The organism is Acinetobacter chengduensis (genome assembly GCF_003664645.1).
Classification (GTDB): Bacteria; Pseudomonadota; Gammaproteobacteria; order Pseudomonadales; family Moraxellaceae; genus Acinetobacter; species Acinetobacter chengduensis.
Map to the genome: position 1 here is coordinate 206,703 of NZ_RCHC01000002.1, position 13,697 is coordinate 220,399.

At 39.9% G+C, this 13,697-nt stretch carries 15 protein-coding genes, 1 tRNA gene and 1 other RNA gene; 9 read left to right on the forward strand and 8 right to left on the reverse strand.

Features of this window, described 5'->3' with window-relative positions; genetic code table 11:
* Positions 1 to 15: 15 nt before the first annotated feature.
* Positions 16 to 1,299 (forward strand): glutamyl-tRNA reductase, encoded by a 1,284-nt coding sequence (hemA, locus tag D9K81_RS02575; protein WP_120373803.1) that lies wholly within the window; start codon positions 16 to 18, stop codon positions 1,297 to 1,299.
* A gap of 15 nt (positions 1,300 to 1,314) precedes the next feature.
* Here the strand turns inward: hemA and D9K81_RS02580 are convergent, their stop codons facing one another.
* Complete coding sequence (locus D9K81_RS02580; RefSeq protein ID WP_120373802.1) at positions 1,315 to 3,231, reverse strand: DNA primase; 1,917 nt, start codon at positions 3,229 to 3,231, stop codon at positions 1,315 to 1,317.
* 221 nt (positions 3,232 to 3,452) lie between these two features.
* Positions 3,453 to 4,445 carry an outer membrane protein assembly factor BamD gene (locus D9K81_RS02585; protein WP_120373801.1) on the reverse strand — a complete coding sequence of 331 codons (993 nt, stop codon included), beginning with the start codon at positions 4,443 to 4,445 and terminating at the stop codon, positions 3,453 to 3,455.
* Between the two features lie 71 nt (positions 4,446 to 4,516).
* Between D9K81_RS02585 and rluD the strand changes: the two genes are divergently transcribed.
* The 4 genes from rluD to D9K81_RS02605 all read left to right on the forward strand — a co-directional run bounded on the left by rluD (position 4,517) and on the right by D9K81_RS02605 (position 8,659).
* Positions 4,517 to 5,569 (forward strand): 23S rRNA pseudouridine(1911/1915/1917) synthase RluD, encoded by a 1,053-nt coding sequence (gene rluD, locus D9K81_RS02590; protein WP_120373800.1) that lies wholly within the window; start codon positions 4,517 to 4,519, stop codon positions 5,567 to 5,569.
* A 101-nt stretch (positions 5,570 to 5,670) separates the two neighbouring features.
* On the forward strand, positions 5,671 to 6,411 hold the full coding sequence (pgeF, locus tag D9K81_RS02595; RefSeq protein WP_120373799.1) for a peptidoglycan editing factor PgeF: 741 nt from the start codon (positions 5,671 to 5,673) through the stop codon (positions 6,409 to 6,411).
* Positions 6,412 to 6,451: 40 nt separating this feature from the next.
* Entirely contained in the window at positions 6,452 to 7,003 is a 552-nt protein-coding gene (locus D9K81_RS02600; protein WP_120373798.1) for a flavodoxin family protein, read from the forward strand.
* A 231-nt stretch (positions 7,004 to 7,234) separates the two neighbouring features.
* A complete protein-coding gene (locus D9K81_RS02605; RefSeq protein WP_120373797.1) occupies positions 7,235 to 8,659 on the forward strand; it encodes a hypothetical protein in 1,425 nt (474 codons plus the stop codon).
* A 92-nt stretch (positions 8,660 to 8,751) separates the two neighbouring features.
* Here D9K81_RS02605 and smpB read toward each other — a convergent pair whose 3' ends face one another.
* Positions 8,752 to 9,231 carry an SsrA-binding protein SmpB gene (smpB, locus tag D9K81_RS02610; protein WP_086176263.1) on the reverse strand — a complete coding sequence of 160 codons (480 nt, stop codon included), beginning with the start codon at positions 9,229 to 9,231 and terminating at the stop codon, positions 8,752 to 8,754.
* A 136-nt stretch (positions 9,232 to 9,367) separates the two neighbouring features.
* On the opposite strand from smpB, the gene coaD reads away from it, so the two are divergent.
* From coaD to D9K81_RS02630, 4 genes are all read left to right on the forward strand, one after another.
* Positions 9,368 to 9,859: a pantetheine-phosphate adenylyltransferase gene (gene coaD, locus D9K81_RS02615; RefSeq protein WP_120373796.1), complete on the forward strand. Its 492-nt coding sequence runs from the start codon at positions 9,368 to 9,370 to the stop codon at positions 9,857 to 9,859.
* A gap of 1 nt (position 9,860) precedes the next feature.
* The gene (locus D9K81_RS02620) at positions 9,861 to 10,124 is read left to right on the forward strand and encodes a YfhL family 4Fe-4S dicluster ferredoxin (protein ID WP_120373795.1); all 264 of its coding nucleotides are present in this window, start codon (positions 9,861 to 9,863) and stop codon (positions 10,122 to 10,124) included.
* 26 nt (positions 10,125 to 10,150) lie between these two features.
* An RNA gene (rnpB, locus tag D9K81_RS02625) (RNase P RNA component class A) lies at positions 10,151 to 10,528 on the forward strand.
* A gap of 73 nt (positions 10,529 to 10,601) precedes the next feature.
* Positions 10,602 to 10,678 (forward strand) — tRNA-Met (locus D9K81_RS02630).
* Between the two features lie 40 nt (positions 10,679 to 10,718).
* Here the strand turns inward: D9K81_RS02630 and D9K81_RS02635 are convergent.
* The 5 genes from D9K81_RS02635 to greA form a co-directional block, all read right to left on the reverse strand.
* Positions 10,719 to 11,099, reverse strand: coding sequence for a hypothetical protein (locus D9K81_RS02635; RefSeq protein ID WP_120373794.1), 381 nt, complete (start codon positions 11,097 to 11,099; stop codon positions 10,719 to 10,721).
* A gap of 65 nt (positions 11,100 to 11,164) precedes the next feature.
* Positions 11,165 to 11,416 (reverse strand): hypothetical protein, encoded by a 252-nt coding sequence (locus tag D9K81_RS02640; protein ID WP_120373793.1) that lies wholly within the window; start codon positions 11,414 to 11,416, stop codon positions 11,165 to 11,167.
* Positions 11,417 to 11,454: 38 nt separating this feature from the next.
* Positions 11,455 to 12,075, reverse strand: coding sequence for a CatB-related O-acetyltransferase (locus D9K81_RS02645; RefSeq protein ID WP_120373792.1), 621 nt, complete (start codon positions 12,073 to 12,075; stop codon positions 11,455 to 11,457).
* A 55-nt stretch (positions 12,076 to 12,130) separates the two neighbouring features.
* Entirely contained in the window at positions 12,131 to 13,003 is an 873-nt protein-coding gene (locus tag D9K81_RS02650; RefSeq protein WP_120373791.1) for a class I SAM-dependent methyltransferase, read from the reverse strand.
* Positions 13,004 to 13,195: 192 nt separating this feature from the next.
* Positions 13,196 to 13,675: a transcription elongation factor GreA gene (gene greA / locus D9K81_RS02655; RefSeq protein ID WP_120373790.1), complete on the reverse strand. Its 480-nt coding sequence runs from the start codon at positions 13,673 to 13,675 to the stop codon at positions 13,196 to 13,198.
* Positions 13,676 to 13,697: the final 22 nt, after the last annotated feature.

Below are 13,697 nucleotides of genomic sequence, written 5' to 3' on the forward strand. Positions count from 1 at the left end.
AAATGATGACCTGATATGTCTTTCTTTGCATTAGGTGTCAATCATCAAACCGCCTCTGTAGAGCTACGCGAACAGATTGCATTTAACCCAGAAAAGTTAAGTGCTTTACTCGCGGAGCAGAGTCAGTGTGCCGATTTAAATGACATGGTTGTGGTATCAACCTGTAATCGCACTGAAGTGTATGCAATGTCTGAAAATGCAGACAAGGTGATGAATTGGCTCGCACAATCCAATGGTTTAGATGTTCGACAATTGAGTAATCATGTTTACCGCTATGAAAATGCCAATGCAGTAACACATCTTATGCGTGTGGCGAGTGGTCTAGACTCCCTGATGCTTGGTGAGCCACAAATTTTGGGTCAAGTCAAAACAGCACTGTCTTTAGCCAAAGATGCCTCTACAGTTTCACCCAATTTAAACCGTATATTTGAATATGCCTTTTATGCAGCCAAGCGTGTACGCTCGGAAACTGCAGTGGGTAGCCATGCTGTATCTATGGGTTATGCAGTTGCTCAGTTAGCACTCCAAGTTTTTAGTAAGCCAGAGCAACTGACTGTAATGGTGGTGGCTGCGGGCGAAATGAATAGCTTAGTCGCAAAGCATTTGGCCGAAATGGGTGTGGGTAAAATTATTATTTGTAACCGTACTCGCAGTCGCGCCGAAACTTTGGCACAAGAAATTGCACATCGTGTTGATGTAGAAATTATCGAATTCTCTCAGTTGGCCGAAAATCTGCACCGCGCAGATGTTATTTCGAGCTGTACGGGTAGTTTGCATCAAGTGATTTATTTTGCAGATGTAAAAGCCGCATTAAAAAAACGCCGTTATAAACAAATGTTATTGGTCGATTTAGCTGTACCTCGTGATATAGAGCCTAAAGTGGAAACACTGGATGGTGTTTACTTGTATGGTGTGGACGACTTACAGTCTGTAATTGATGAAAACCTTGCACAGCGTCGCCAAGCGGCTGTGGAAGCTGAAGTGATGGTCAATCAATTGGCGACTGAGCTAATCACACAGCAAAAAGTCAATCTTGCGGGTGAAACCATTCATGCTTACCGCCAGCAGGGTGAACAGTTGCGTAAAGAAGAGTTGGCTTTTGCAGTTGAGCGTATTCAGCGTGGTGAAAATGCTGAATTGGTGATGACTGAATTCTCACATCGTTTAACTCAAAAATTACTACACCCGACTTCAATTTTACTGCGTGAAGCGGCTAAAGCTGAAGATCCAAGTAGCTTTGAGTTGATGAAGGAAAAGCTTAATTTAGTAGCTAAAAAACGTCGTAAATCAAAACATTAATTAATTTAAGTTGATCTAGCTAGAGATTAGGCGCTGAGCCATTTTCTTGGTTAACTCATTGAGTTGGCGACGTAAATTGACACCTTCCTTTAATGATTTAGCGTCTCGGATTTTGGCTTTGAGAAATTTATTTTGAAGACCTTCAGAGTATTCTGTGGCATGGTTAAAAGCACGTTCAGGTGTTTCTAGCATATAAGATACATTTACGCGCTCAAGTATTTCGGCAAGTTCATTAGAATATTTTGATGTTGCGCCTAGCACATAATATATAGCCATTTCTTGATCATCAGGTAAATTTTCAAAAATTTTATCTAAGCAATTTAAGAAATATTCAAGAATTGAATTCTCGTTTAAATATGCCCTTAAAATTTCAAAATGGGTATATAGGTATGGATTCATCGCCAATAATGCAATGGCAAAATCCTCATCACGAGTGCGAATGTTAAAAGATAATATTGCATCATTATTTGTACTAGGTGTCCAACGTCGTCCAACCCCCATTCTTTCTTTAAAAGATTGACTAAGTAGGTATTTGTAAGTCCCGAATTTAGGTAGTAAATCTGTTAATTGACGAAGTTCACCCATTACCTGACTTTTACCTTCAGGTGTAGAAATATCTTGATTTTGCGTTAGCAGTCCAAAAACAAAATCAGACATGAGAGGCGCTTTATTAAGTAACCTTCTAAAATTCTCAATTCCTTCACGACGAATTAATGAATCTGGATCATGGTTATTGGGCAACACGAAAAACTTAAGTTCACGGCCGTCATTAAGCAGTGGTAGTGCAATTTCAAGCGTACGACGGGCAGCTTTTTGCCCAGCAACATCGCCATCGAAAGCAATAGTTATGCGATTATTTTGTTTAAATAGAATATTTAGATGTTCAGTATTACTAGCTGTACCTAAAGTTGCGACTGCACCCGCTACGCCATATTGTTGCAAGGCAATCACGTCCATATAGCCTTCCACCATCAACCAGTCATGGGCTTTTTGCTTACGTCCTTCATACAGACCATAGAGCAATTGGTTTTTATGGAAAACTTCGGAATCGGGAGAGTTAATATATTTGGGCTTAATCTCGTCGTTAAGTGCACGACCACCAAAACCCACCACACGACCTTTTACATCGCGGATTGGAAAAATAACGCGGTCACGTAATAAGTTAAAGCTACGGCCATTGTCATTGGTACGAATTAGCCCAAGTAACTTAATCCCTTCAATATCTTGTGGAAATGCTTTTTCGAGATGTTGCCAGTCTTCTGGCGCATAGCCCAAACGCCAATAAGCAATGGTCTCTGAGCTCAAGCCACGCTGTTTAAAATATTGCTGCGCTGTTTGGCTTTGCGGTAATTGTTGTTCATAAAACTGGGCAATATTTTCCAATAAATCGTAAAGGTTACCATCTTGTACGGCTTCTTCAGCCACATTAAATTGCTCAAAGCCTGCAAATGGGTCTTGTAATTCAGACGCGTCAAATGCTTGAAACTCGGCAAATGGATCATGTTCTAAATTAGGCGTAAATGTGTCATTGCGAGTAGATGGCTGAGCTGAACGATCTGTGCTTGGTGTAGGTGCTGGCGTGGTTACCTTGGGTTTGGGCGCTTCGCGTTTGTATTTGAGCTTATTGGCATCGCGATTATCTTTAGGTAATTCAACACCTGTTTGGCTCGACAGGTCTTTCATGACATCGACAAAATTGCGACTGCCAATATCCATTAAAAAGCGAATGGCATTACCATTGGCTTGGCAACCAAAACAGTGGAAATACTGCTTATCGCGATAAACATGAAAAGAAGGAGATTTTTCTTGGTGAAAAGGGCAACAGCCTGAATAAGTACGACCCGTCTTTTTCAATTTCACGAATTGACCAATCACATCGACAATATCGGTGCGATCTAGTATTTGATCAATTGTATGTTGAGGGATAGCCATGCCGTTGCCGATTTAATCTAGAAATTTATTACGAAACAAATAAAGGATTGTTTTTACAGAACAAAATTGATTCAATCAATGAACGTATCTGTAGTTTAAAAGTTTTACGTGTATCTTTTATACAATTGTTCGCCTGTGGTGTACAAGCCTAAAACTAAAATATAAAAGGGCAAGTATAATAACTTGCCCTATGAAAAAATGCACCCAGAATAGCGGTTGAATTACTCAGCTGATTTCTCAATGCTCGTCGTTTCAGATTTTGGACGGTCGAGTAGGCCGAAACTCAAACGATTTGTCAGGCTACGGTCTTCATTCTCGACAGAGTTTTGAGTTTTACTGTCTTGTTCTGAGTGTGTACGACCTTCTTTACCAAAAATGCCCAGCGTTACTCGGTTAATGATACTGCCATCACTACGTGCTGCACGCATATTCACTGTACCATCTGCTTTTACAAGCTCAGGGTAGTTTTGTTTTAAAACGTTAATATATTGTTGTGCAGTGGCTTTATCGCCCAGTTTTTCATAACCGTATGCCACTGTAGCAAGGGCTTCTGGAATTTGAGGTGTTTGAGGGTAATGTTCAATTACCCAAAGTGAACGTTCTACTGCCGCCAAGTATGCCTTACGTTTAATATTGAAACGCGCCGCATTCATTTCACTTTCAGCCAATTCTTGGCCGATAAATTTCATACGTTGCGCCGCATCGACTGCGTATTCGCTCGATGGGTAGCGACGAATAAAGTCTACAAAGTTTTGATAGGCTATTTTTAAGTAGCTCACATCACGATGCGCTTGTTTTAAAGAAGTGTAACGAAGTAAGCCATCGTAGTTTTGTTCCATGTTTGAAACGCCACGTACATAATAAGCATAATCTACTTTCGGGTGTTGTGGATTCAAACGAATAAAGCGATCTGCTAAAGCCACTGCACCTTCATAATCTTTTTGCTGGAATTTTACATAGAGTAATTCAAGCTGTGCTTGTGTTGCATAATTACCTGTAGGGTAATAAGTTTCTAAAGCTTCGAGATGTTTTGCGGCATCAGTATATTGATGACGATCTAACGCTTTTTGTGCTTTTTCAATATAAACTTGCTCACTAGAAAGTGGGCCTGTGTCTACAACTTCTTTTTTGGGATTGCTGCTGCAGCCTACCATTGCCGATGCAATGCCAATTGTTAGAGCAAGCATTGTCATTTTATAATGTGGTAGTGACATAAAAATTCCTCTGTTATTACGGGCAATGAGCTACAATTGCACTATTAAACCACTTTTGTCTGAATGAGCAAATGAGTCAAGCACAATCTTCCAATTCTACTTTCCCTGAAACTGATTTCAATTTACTTGAAGATTCTGAGGATGCAGATAACCATACTTCAGACTCAACTGCAACACGTTTATCGTTGCAATTTCAATTGGATGAAAGCTATCTGGGGCAACGTATAGACCAAGTTGCAGCATCAGTTTGGTCAGACTTTTCACGTGAGAAGCTGAAACAATGGATTAAAGACGGCAGTTTGCTGGTCGATGGCGTAGTCGTAAAGCCTAAATTTAAATGTGAAGGTGTTGAATTATTAAGCCTTAATGTTGAATTAGAGCCTCAAACACGCAGTCTGCCAGAAAATATTCCATTGGATATCGTTTACGAAGATGATGATATTATTGTCATTAATAAGCCAGTGGGCATGGTTGTACATCCTGGTGCAGGTAATATTACCGGTACATTAGTGAATGCTTTGCTATATCACTATCCAAAATCTGTTGAACTTGCACGTGCAGGTTTGGTACACCGTATTGATAAAGACACATCGGGCTTACTGGTTGTTGCAAAAAACCTAGAAGCTCAGTTCGCTTTAAGTCGCCAACTTGAGAAAAAATCGGTTTATCGTATTTACGATTTAGTGGTATACGGCAACATTATTGCGGGTGGTACGGTTGATCAACCGATCAAGCGTCATCCAGTTGACCGTATTAAAATGGCCGTATTGCCAGGCGGTAAAGATGCAGTAACGCATTACAACGTCAAAGAGCGCTTCCAAAACTTTACGCGTGTACAAGCACGCTTAGAAACAGGTCGTACTCACCAAATTCGTGTGCACTTTACTTATATTGGTCATGGTTTAGTAGGCGATCAAGTATACGTGCCTCGTGTACGTTTACCTGCGGGTGCGTCTGAATTGTTAGAAGACACTTTACGTGGCTTTAGACGTCAAGCACTGCATGCTGCAAAACTTGGTCTAGTACATCCACGTACACGTGAAGACATGATGTTTGAAGCGCCTTGGCCTGAAGACTTCACCCAGTTAGTTGAAGTGTTGCGCACAGAAAATAAAGCGTACTAATTTCAAAATGAAATTAAGCCCATATAAAGGCAATCTAAGTTGCCCGAGTATGGGCTTTTTTCGTTATGATGAGTTCAAAGATATAAATGAAAGGAATGGACATGCAGTTTGTGGAAGGATTGCCTAAAGGGATCTACGTCGGTCAGACCCGAGTACATCACACGCAGACCTTAGCGACGACCAATCAAGCACTCAATGGCTTTAATTTAGCATTACATGTTCAAGATGATGCAAAGCGCGTACAACATCACCGTATGGCTTTATTACAAGATTTCGCTAGTTATGGCGTTAATAAAATCACTTGGATGAACCAAACGCATAGCACAGGTTGCCATACCGTAAACGAACAAATTCCTTTTGAGCCTTTAGAAGGTGATGGCTTGGTGACTCAGCGTCAAGGTCATGCCTTAATGATGATGACTGCTGATTGTTTACCTGTAGTTTTGGGTAATGCTACGGGCACTGAAGTTGCTAATTTACATGCGGGTTGGCGTGGTTTGGCGGGTGGTATCATTGAAAATACCATTGCTACAATGCAATCAGCTCCAACATGGGCTTGGTTGGGCGCTGCCATTAGCCAAGAATGCTTTGAAATAGGCGCAGAAGTCAAACTCGCATTTTGTTCAAAATATCCAGATTTAGAAGATGCATTCAGAGCAGGTGAAAAAGCTGATAAATATTATGCGGACTTGTATGCGATTGCGCGTTACATTTTAGTGCAACAGGGTGTACAGACCGTTTTAGGTGGAGATCAATGCTCATACCGCCAAGAGGAAGAGTATTTTTCATATCGCCGTCATGCGCAAACAGGGCGTATGGCAACATTCGTGTTTATGGCTTGAAAATGTTAAACTTGAGTGAATCTATCAGCTTTTAATTGTTATGTCTTTGTCTGATCAATCTCTCGCTATTGTTTATCACAGTCCATACGGGCATACCGCTAAAGTTGCTGATTTTATTTCCCAAGGTGCTCGAAAGGTCGGGGTTCAAGTTCATTTAATGGATATTGAGCATTTGGATTGGGAGGCACTTGATGGGGCTCAAGCCATTGTATTCGGATGTCCAACCTATATGGGGAATATCACCTCGGGCTTAAAGCTCTTTATGGAGCAATCTTCTAAGCGCTGGCTTGCACGTTCATGGCAAGGCAAATTGGCTGCTGGTTTTACCAATGGTGGCGGATTGAGTGGCGACAAGCTGGCTGTATTACAGCAAATTAACTTATTTGCTATGCAACATGGCATGTTGTGGTCAGGCTTACCGATGATGCCTACAGGTCGTGGTACGCAAGATCTGAATCGTATGTCGAGTTTTTTAGGCTTAATGACGCAATCTGACAATGCACCTATAGAGGTGACACCACCCGCAGGTGATTTAGACACAGCACTTTGGTTTGGTGAATACTTAGCTTTATTATTAAGTAGAATTAAATAATGACGTATTGTTGAAATTAATTGTTAATAGATATTTCAACTATAAATGAATGAAAAGCCAAAAGAATTTCTGTTCTTTTGGCTTTTTTTGAGGCTGTAAATGGCATTTTAAGGGTGTTTAGTGTGATTTAAGTCACAAAATGATATATATGATTGAGCTATTTCTTGTTCTAATCTTCTCATAAAATCGCCGAGGATGGCGCTCCTAAAAAGAGAAGAAGGATGAGCTAAAATGAAAAGAACAACACTTGTCGCAGGTGTTACGCTTTGTTTTTTAAATAGTGTACATGCGGCTGATGGGCTGAATCTCTTGGATGATCAAGAGCTGTCCAAAGTGAATGGTCAAGCTTTATTGAGTATGACAGTCACTAATCCAGAAAATACCAATGCACAAATGAAAGCTGAAAATATTGGCTTTTATAAGCTCGGTATGGATGCTGTGATGGATTTAAACATTAATGTGAAGAGCTTAAAACTTGGCTGTGGCGGTGTAAATGGTGCAGGTGGCTGTGATATCGACATTGATAATTTAAGTCTGAGTGGACAAAGCAATACAGCAGATGGACGAGCATCATCTTCTGCGCAGTTAACGAATCCTTTTATTGAATTTGCTGTGAAAAACCCTAACAGTGCGGCGGCACGAGAGATTGTTGGTTTTCGCTTAAGTGCAGATAAGGTTGTGGGCTTGCTGACAACGGGGACAGAAAATAGCTCTAAACCCAATGGTATTAATAGTTTATCGGGTTATATGAAAGTACAGTCTGACAGCAGTGGTACGATTAAAGGCTTAGCCAGTACAGCAGGCACACGATACAACCTGTATGGTTCGAATCAATACGGCAATCTTTCGGTCAATGGTCGCTTACAAGCTCTAGGTTTAGGTGGACTTGCCGAAGTCAATTTTACCACCACTGCAGGTGGCTTTAATATTCCAGATATTAATAATAACCCGTTTACCACGCCAGCAATTGTGGTGAATGGTACACGCATGAAATCTGTAACACTGGTATCACGGGTCAATGTGCCTGATATTTTGTTGGGTGACGATAAAAGTGGATACTCTACAGAAGGTAAGGTCAATTATGACCCAGTTACGGGCTATCCTACGGGTGTAACTGCTTTAGGCGGTAAGGTAACAGCGACAGTAACCAGCTGTAATTTATTAGCTTGTTTGTTGGCACCTACAAATTCAAAGTTTGAAAATGTGTATATGAACGGCAAAATCACGGGAGTAACCGCAGATTTAACCCTAAATCAATCTTTGGGTTTAATTCATAACTTACCTATCAACTCAGCTTTATCACTCAGTCTACAAAAGCAAGCAGTGAAATGGATGGGTACCAATGATGATGATATTGCACAAAAAGGTTGGTGGTTATCGGCAAAAGACCCAGTGAATATTGGGGATGTGATTCCACAAGACTTAATTAATATCGATCAGTTATTCCCACAAATTGGTACTGCTGTCAGTGCTTATTTACAAAAGAATCCAGCTAAAACCAACGATTTGGGAGGCTTGTTAAAGCTAGGTGCATTAACAGCTAATATTGGCAATATTGATTTGAGTAGTACACCATTAAAATTAAATGTTGAAAACTTAATTTTAAAAGGCCAAAGCTTTGCGTCTAATTGCTATGGTGGTTTAAAGTTCTGCTAATACTAGTCGCTCACGTATAAGTTTAAGCCGATCCTTTATATGTAAAAAACCTCCGTATTTGGAGGTTTTTTTTACATATAAAGGATGAGCAATTATTTATGCATAATGCGGGCTTTATCGCGTTGCCAATCACGGTCTTTCTCAGTCGCACGTTTGTCATGCAATTGTTTACCTTTTACCAATGCAATTTCAAGCTTGGCATTTGGGCCTTTCCAATAACACGCCAGCGGCACACATGAATAACCTTTTTGATTGATTGCGCCCATAAGTTTTTCAATTTCACGGCGGTTCAGTAACAACTTACGTGTACGTGTTGCTTCTGGTACCACGTGTGTAGAAGCACTCAACAAAGGCTGCACTTGCGCGCCAAATAAAAACGCTTCGCCATTTTTAAAAGTAATATAACTTTCAACAATGGTCATACGGCCTGCACGCATTGATTTGACTTCCCAACCTTGTAGAGAAAGTCCTGCTTCAAATTTTTCTTCAATAAAATAATCGTGGCGTGCACGCTTGTTAAGTGCAATAGTGCCGCCGTTATTTTTTTTAACTACAATACTTGCTTTCGCCATAATCTGATACTTCCAAACTTAAGACTATTGTACCCGAACTTACATAGATATGAAGTTTTTAAATGATGGAGTTTCTTCACCCAAAAACAAGATTTTGCTAAAATACAGTCCTACAAAATAAACTGAGTACAAATGGATGTCTAAAACTCGCGTAATTTATCCGGGCACATTTGATCCGATTACCAATGGACATATCGATTTAGTTACACGTGCAGCGCGCATGTTTGATGAAGTTGTGGTGGCTATTGCAATTGGGCATCATAAAAATCCGGTATTTAGTTTGGACGAACGTGTTGAATTGGCAAAAGACTCTTTAAGTCATTTGGACAATGTCGAATTTGTAGGCTTTGATGGTTTGCTGGTGAATTTTTTTCATGAGCAAAATGCAACAGCAGTATTGCGTGGTCTGCGCGCCGTATCGGACTTTGAATATGAATTTCAATTAGCCAATATGAATCGCCAACTTGACCCGCATTTTGAAGCTGTGTTTTTAACCCCATCTGAACAGTATTCATTTATTTCAAGTACGTTAGTACGTGAAATTGCTCGCTTACAAGGTGATGTAACGAAATTTGTTCCTGCAAATGTCGAAGCTGCCTTTAAGCGTAAACTTAAACAAGGCTGGTAGCGTGTCTTTATATATCACCGATGAATGCATCAATTGTGATGTTTGTGAACCTGTGTGCCCGAATGAGGCAATTTTTATGGGGGACATCATTTATGAAATTAACCCAAATTTATGCACAGAGTGTGTCGGGCATCATGATAAACCGCAGTGTCAATTGTTTTGCCCTGTCGACTGTATTCCACTAGATCCGAACCACGAAGAAACACAGGATGAGCTGTTTGCAAAGTATGAAAAACTGACTGCTCAAAAAACATCAAGCAATTAGTTCAAATTTTTGCTAAGATGCACCTCGAAGTGAGCCAGACGATCGCTGCTGTGGAAATCTCCGTGATTAAAGCAGGGGAGGAAAGTCCGGGCTTCATAGGGCAAGGTGCCAGGTAACGCCTGGGCGGTGTAAACCGACGGCAAGTGCAGCAGAGAGAAGACCGCCTTCATTATGTTTTCGAGCAATCGAAATCGAAGGTAAGGGTGAAAGGGTGCGGTAAGAGCGCACCGCATGGCTGGTAACAGTTCATGGCGAGGTAAACCCCACCGGAAGCAAGACCAAATAGGGATCCAATAGGCATGGCCCATGCTGGATCCGGGTAGGTCGCTTGAGCGTATGAGTGATTGTGCGCCTAGAGGAATGATCGTTCTAGACAGAACCCGGCTTATCGGCTCACTTCAACAAATTTTGATCGATTAAGCGCATGAGGTACTTGACGTACCGTGGATAAAACCACATAATGCGCGCACAGTTTAAGGCTATGTAGCTCAGTTGGTTAGAGCACCGCACTCATAATGCGGGGGTCACAAGTTCAAGTCTCGTCATAGCCACCATATTCTGAAAAACCCACTCCGATTGAGTGGGTTTTTTTATTTATGAAAATAAATCTGATCTTAGTAATTTTTCGATATCATTCATGTCAGTTTTTAACTTATCTGAAATAGGTTGAAGATCTAGTGTAAATTTTTTAGTTATTTCATTCTGTGCTGATTCATTAAAAAAGAGATTAGAAATATTACTTGTATATTGAGTAGTCATTTCAAAAATATTTTTATAGCCTATTGTTATATCTTTTAGCTTATCTCTTATTTCATCAGGTGCAAAGAACTTCAAACGATTACATTCATTTTGTAGGGTATTAAGTTCATCAGATAAGTTTTCAAAAAAACTTTGAATATTTTTATGATACTCACTAGTGATTCTAGCAATCTCATTGGGATCATTTTTTTCTGAAGCTTTAACGATGCTGATCAAAAAGTTTTACATGTAAAGATTTATTGATTTTTGTGAATCGATTTGCGCTTTTGATTGAAATTTGTCTAAGTTACTAAAGAAGTTTCCATAAACTTCTTGTTTGATGCCAAAATTCTTTTTTTTCTTTTCAAGCCTAATTCGAAGGTATGTTTTAGGCCTTCTAATTCCTTATCTCTTTCAGCCTTATAATCAATTAGACATTTATCATTTTTTTGTTTTTGGTAAAAAGAAAATATCAGCCATAAAATATTCGTAAGTGCAAATACTGTGGTGAAAAAAATTGGATTTCCACTAATAAAACTCAAAATAGTTTGCATACTTAATCTTTTGGAATTTTAATGGCTTAATATTAGATTTAATTCCTTAAAAATTCTACTAGAAATTCCAGATCATCCGTCTGCAACTGTTCACGCATCTTTAAAAACTGCTTTTCATCTAAGTCATAAATTTTAAGGGAAAGCAGTTTTTCAATATCGTCCGCAGGAAAGCGGTATTTAATAATTTTTGCAGGTACCCCCCCTACAACGGCATAAGGTGGCACATCTTTAGTGACCACTGCACCTGTAGCTACCACAGCGCCTTCACCAAGCTTAACACCTTGCATAATCATGGCACGTGAACCAATCCAGCAACCATCACCAATAACAGTATTGCCAGCAGGCATAAAACTGCGTGTATCAAATGGAAAAGCAGAAATCCAGTCTGTACGGTGCAATTGATTGCCACCCATCATAATCACGCATTCTGCGCCAAAACAGACAAAATTGCCGATATGTAGCTGATCAATCGGTTTATCTGGTGTGGAGGGCTTATCATGCAAATAACGTACTACACAGCGCTCAAAGCCCTGATCCCAGTAAGCTGAGTAATAGCTGTAATTGCCCTTAATATGAATATTGGGGTTTTTGACAGTTTTAGAGATAAACTCAAACTCACACCAATGATTAACAGGGGAATTAATTAACTTTTCAGACATACAATTTAAAGGAGGAGTTAGTGCAGTGCTATTTTATATCACTGGATGCAAAAGTCTAAATAATCTGTAAACGGATTAAGTGCGCTGCATCTGTATGTTGCATTCCTTTTTTAGAGCCGACCAAATAGCGCTCCGTGATGTCTGTACCAGATAGATCTTCTAAAACGAGATATCCCAAATTCCACATTAAATCGTGCAATTGCTGTGTATTAAAAAATCCCATGATAGGTTCATTGAGTAAGTGAGTAACTTGACTAAGAAACATGGTGCCAAGGCGTTCAATACCCTGTAAATGTTGATATGGCACCGAATAATCAAACACAACTTCACTGTTAGTGGTAGCACAACTCGCAAGATCCTTTAATGTGCTGAGTGTTGTTTCTGGTTTAAGATAATGCGTTGTGCCTAGCCAAGAAAAATATGCAATTTGATTGGCATCGTAACTACTCTTTTTAAGTGCCTCGCTGAGTTTTTCTTGTTCAAAATTAATGGGTACAAATTCGACGTTCTCTGGAATCTTTCCGTGTTCACTTAAAACGCTAATTTTCAGAGCTTGGGTATCTGGATGATCAACTTCATAAATTTTGACATCTGGGTATTGGGCAGCAGCCCGTAAAGCAAAAGAATCTAGGCCAGCACCAATCATGACATATTGTTTTACACCACGATTGAGCGCCTCGTATAACCAGTCTTCACTATAAGCCGAACGTAATGCAACTTGTGTGACCAGTAAATCCCATGCGCGGCGTACGGGCTGTGTTTTTAATAGTCGCATAAGTACCTTATTTGAAAGTACAAATCGCCATGCAGGACTGGTCATTTTGATTGCATAAGCATCATGAAATAAGGGTGGCTGATTGCTAAGGTTATCGTAAGCGCGAATAGCCGCGGCTGCTTGGGCGGTATTGCTGGCACGTCCAGTTTTCATAATGCATGCACACTTTAATTTTTTTAATTCGATGTTTTAACACTAATAGAATGTGCAAAATTTACAATGACAATAATGATTTAAACTTGTGATGATTACGGCAAGTTAAAATATGAGCTAGATAGACGAGTAATGATGATTTGGCAATAAAAAACCCCTCAAAAGAGGGGCTTCAATTTTGAATTATTTCAATTAAGAAATATATTCAACTTTAACAACTTCGTATTCAACTTCACCATTTGGTGTTTGAATTTTTGCTTCGTCGCCTTCGTTTTTACCCAAAAGACCACGTGCAATTGGTGAGTTCACAGAGATTTTATTAATTTTAAAATCAGCTTCGTCATCACCAACAATGCGGTAAGTTTTTTGTTCTTCAGTGTCTAGGTTTTCAATTGTTACCGTTACACCAAATACAACACGACCGTTTTGCTCAAGATCTTTTACATCAACTACTTGGCATGCACCCAATTTACCTTCGATATCTTGAATACGGCCTTCGCAGAAACCTTGTTGCTCACGTGCTGCGTGATATTCTGCATTTTCTTTTAAGTCACCGTGTTCGCGCGCTTCAGCAATTGAAGCAGTAATACGTGGGCGATCCACAGTTTTAAGTTGGTGTAATTCTTTCTCTAAGGCAATTTTGCCTTCAGGAGTCATAGGATAACGTTGCATGGTTGTCCCTCAAAAAAATGTC

Excerpts from the sequence above, each read along its gene's own strand:
- hemA (WP_120373803.1), top strand. The coding sequence starts at position 16 with ATGTCTTTCTTTGCATTAGGTGTCAATCATCAAACCGCCTCTGTAGAG.
- D9K81_RS02580 (WP_120373802.1), bottom strand. The coding sequence starts at position 3,231 with ATGGCTATCCCTCAACATACAATTGATCAAATACTAGATCGCACCGAT.
- D9K81_RS02585 (WP_120373801.1), bottom strand. The coding sequence starts at position 4,445 with ATGTCACTACCACATTATAAAATGACAATGCTTGCTCTAACAATTGGC.
- rluD (WP_120373800.1), top strand. The coding sequence starts at position 4,517 with ATGAGTCAAGCACAATCTTCCAATTCTACTTTCCCTGAAACTGATTTC.
- pgeF (WP_120373799.1), top strand. The coding sequence starts at position 5,671 with ATGCAGTTTGTGGAAGGATTGCCTAAAGGGATCTACGTCGGTCAGACC.
- D9K81_RS02600 (WP_120373798.1), top strand. The coding sequence starts at position 6,452 with ATGTCTTTGTCTGATCAATCTCTCGCTATTGTTTATCACAGTCCATAC.
- D9K81_RS02605 (WP_120373797.1), top strand. The coding sequence starts at position 7,235 with ATGAAAAGAACAACACTTGTCGCAGGTGTTACGCTTTGTTTTTTAAAT.
- smpB (WP_086176263.1), bottom strand. The coding sequence starts at position 9,231 with ATGGCGAAAGCAAGTATTGTAGTTAAAAAAAATAACGGCGGCACTATT.
- coaD (WP_120373796.1), top strand. The coding sequence starts at position 9,368 with ATGTCTAAAACTCGCGTAATTTATCCGGGCACATTTGATCCGATTACC.
- D9K81_RS02640 (WP_120373793.1), bottom strand. The coding sequence starts at position 11,416 with ATGCAAACTATTTTGAGTTTTATTAGTGGAAATCCAATTTTTTTCACC.
- D9K81_RS02645 (WP_120373792.1), bottom strand. The coding sequence starts at position 12,075 with ATGTCTGAAAAGTTAATTAATTCCCCTGTTAATCATTGGTGTGAGTTT.
- D9K81_RS02650 (WP_120373791.1), bottom strand. The coding sequence starts at position 13,003 with ATGAAAACTGGACGTGCCAGCAATACCGCCCAAGCAGCCGCGGCTATT.
- greA (WP_120373790.1), bottom strand. The coding sequence starts at position 13,675 with ATGCAACGTTATCCTATGACTCCTGAAGGCAAAATTGCCTTAGAGAAA.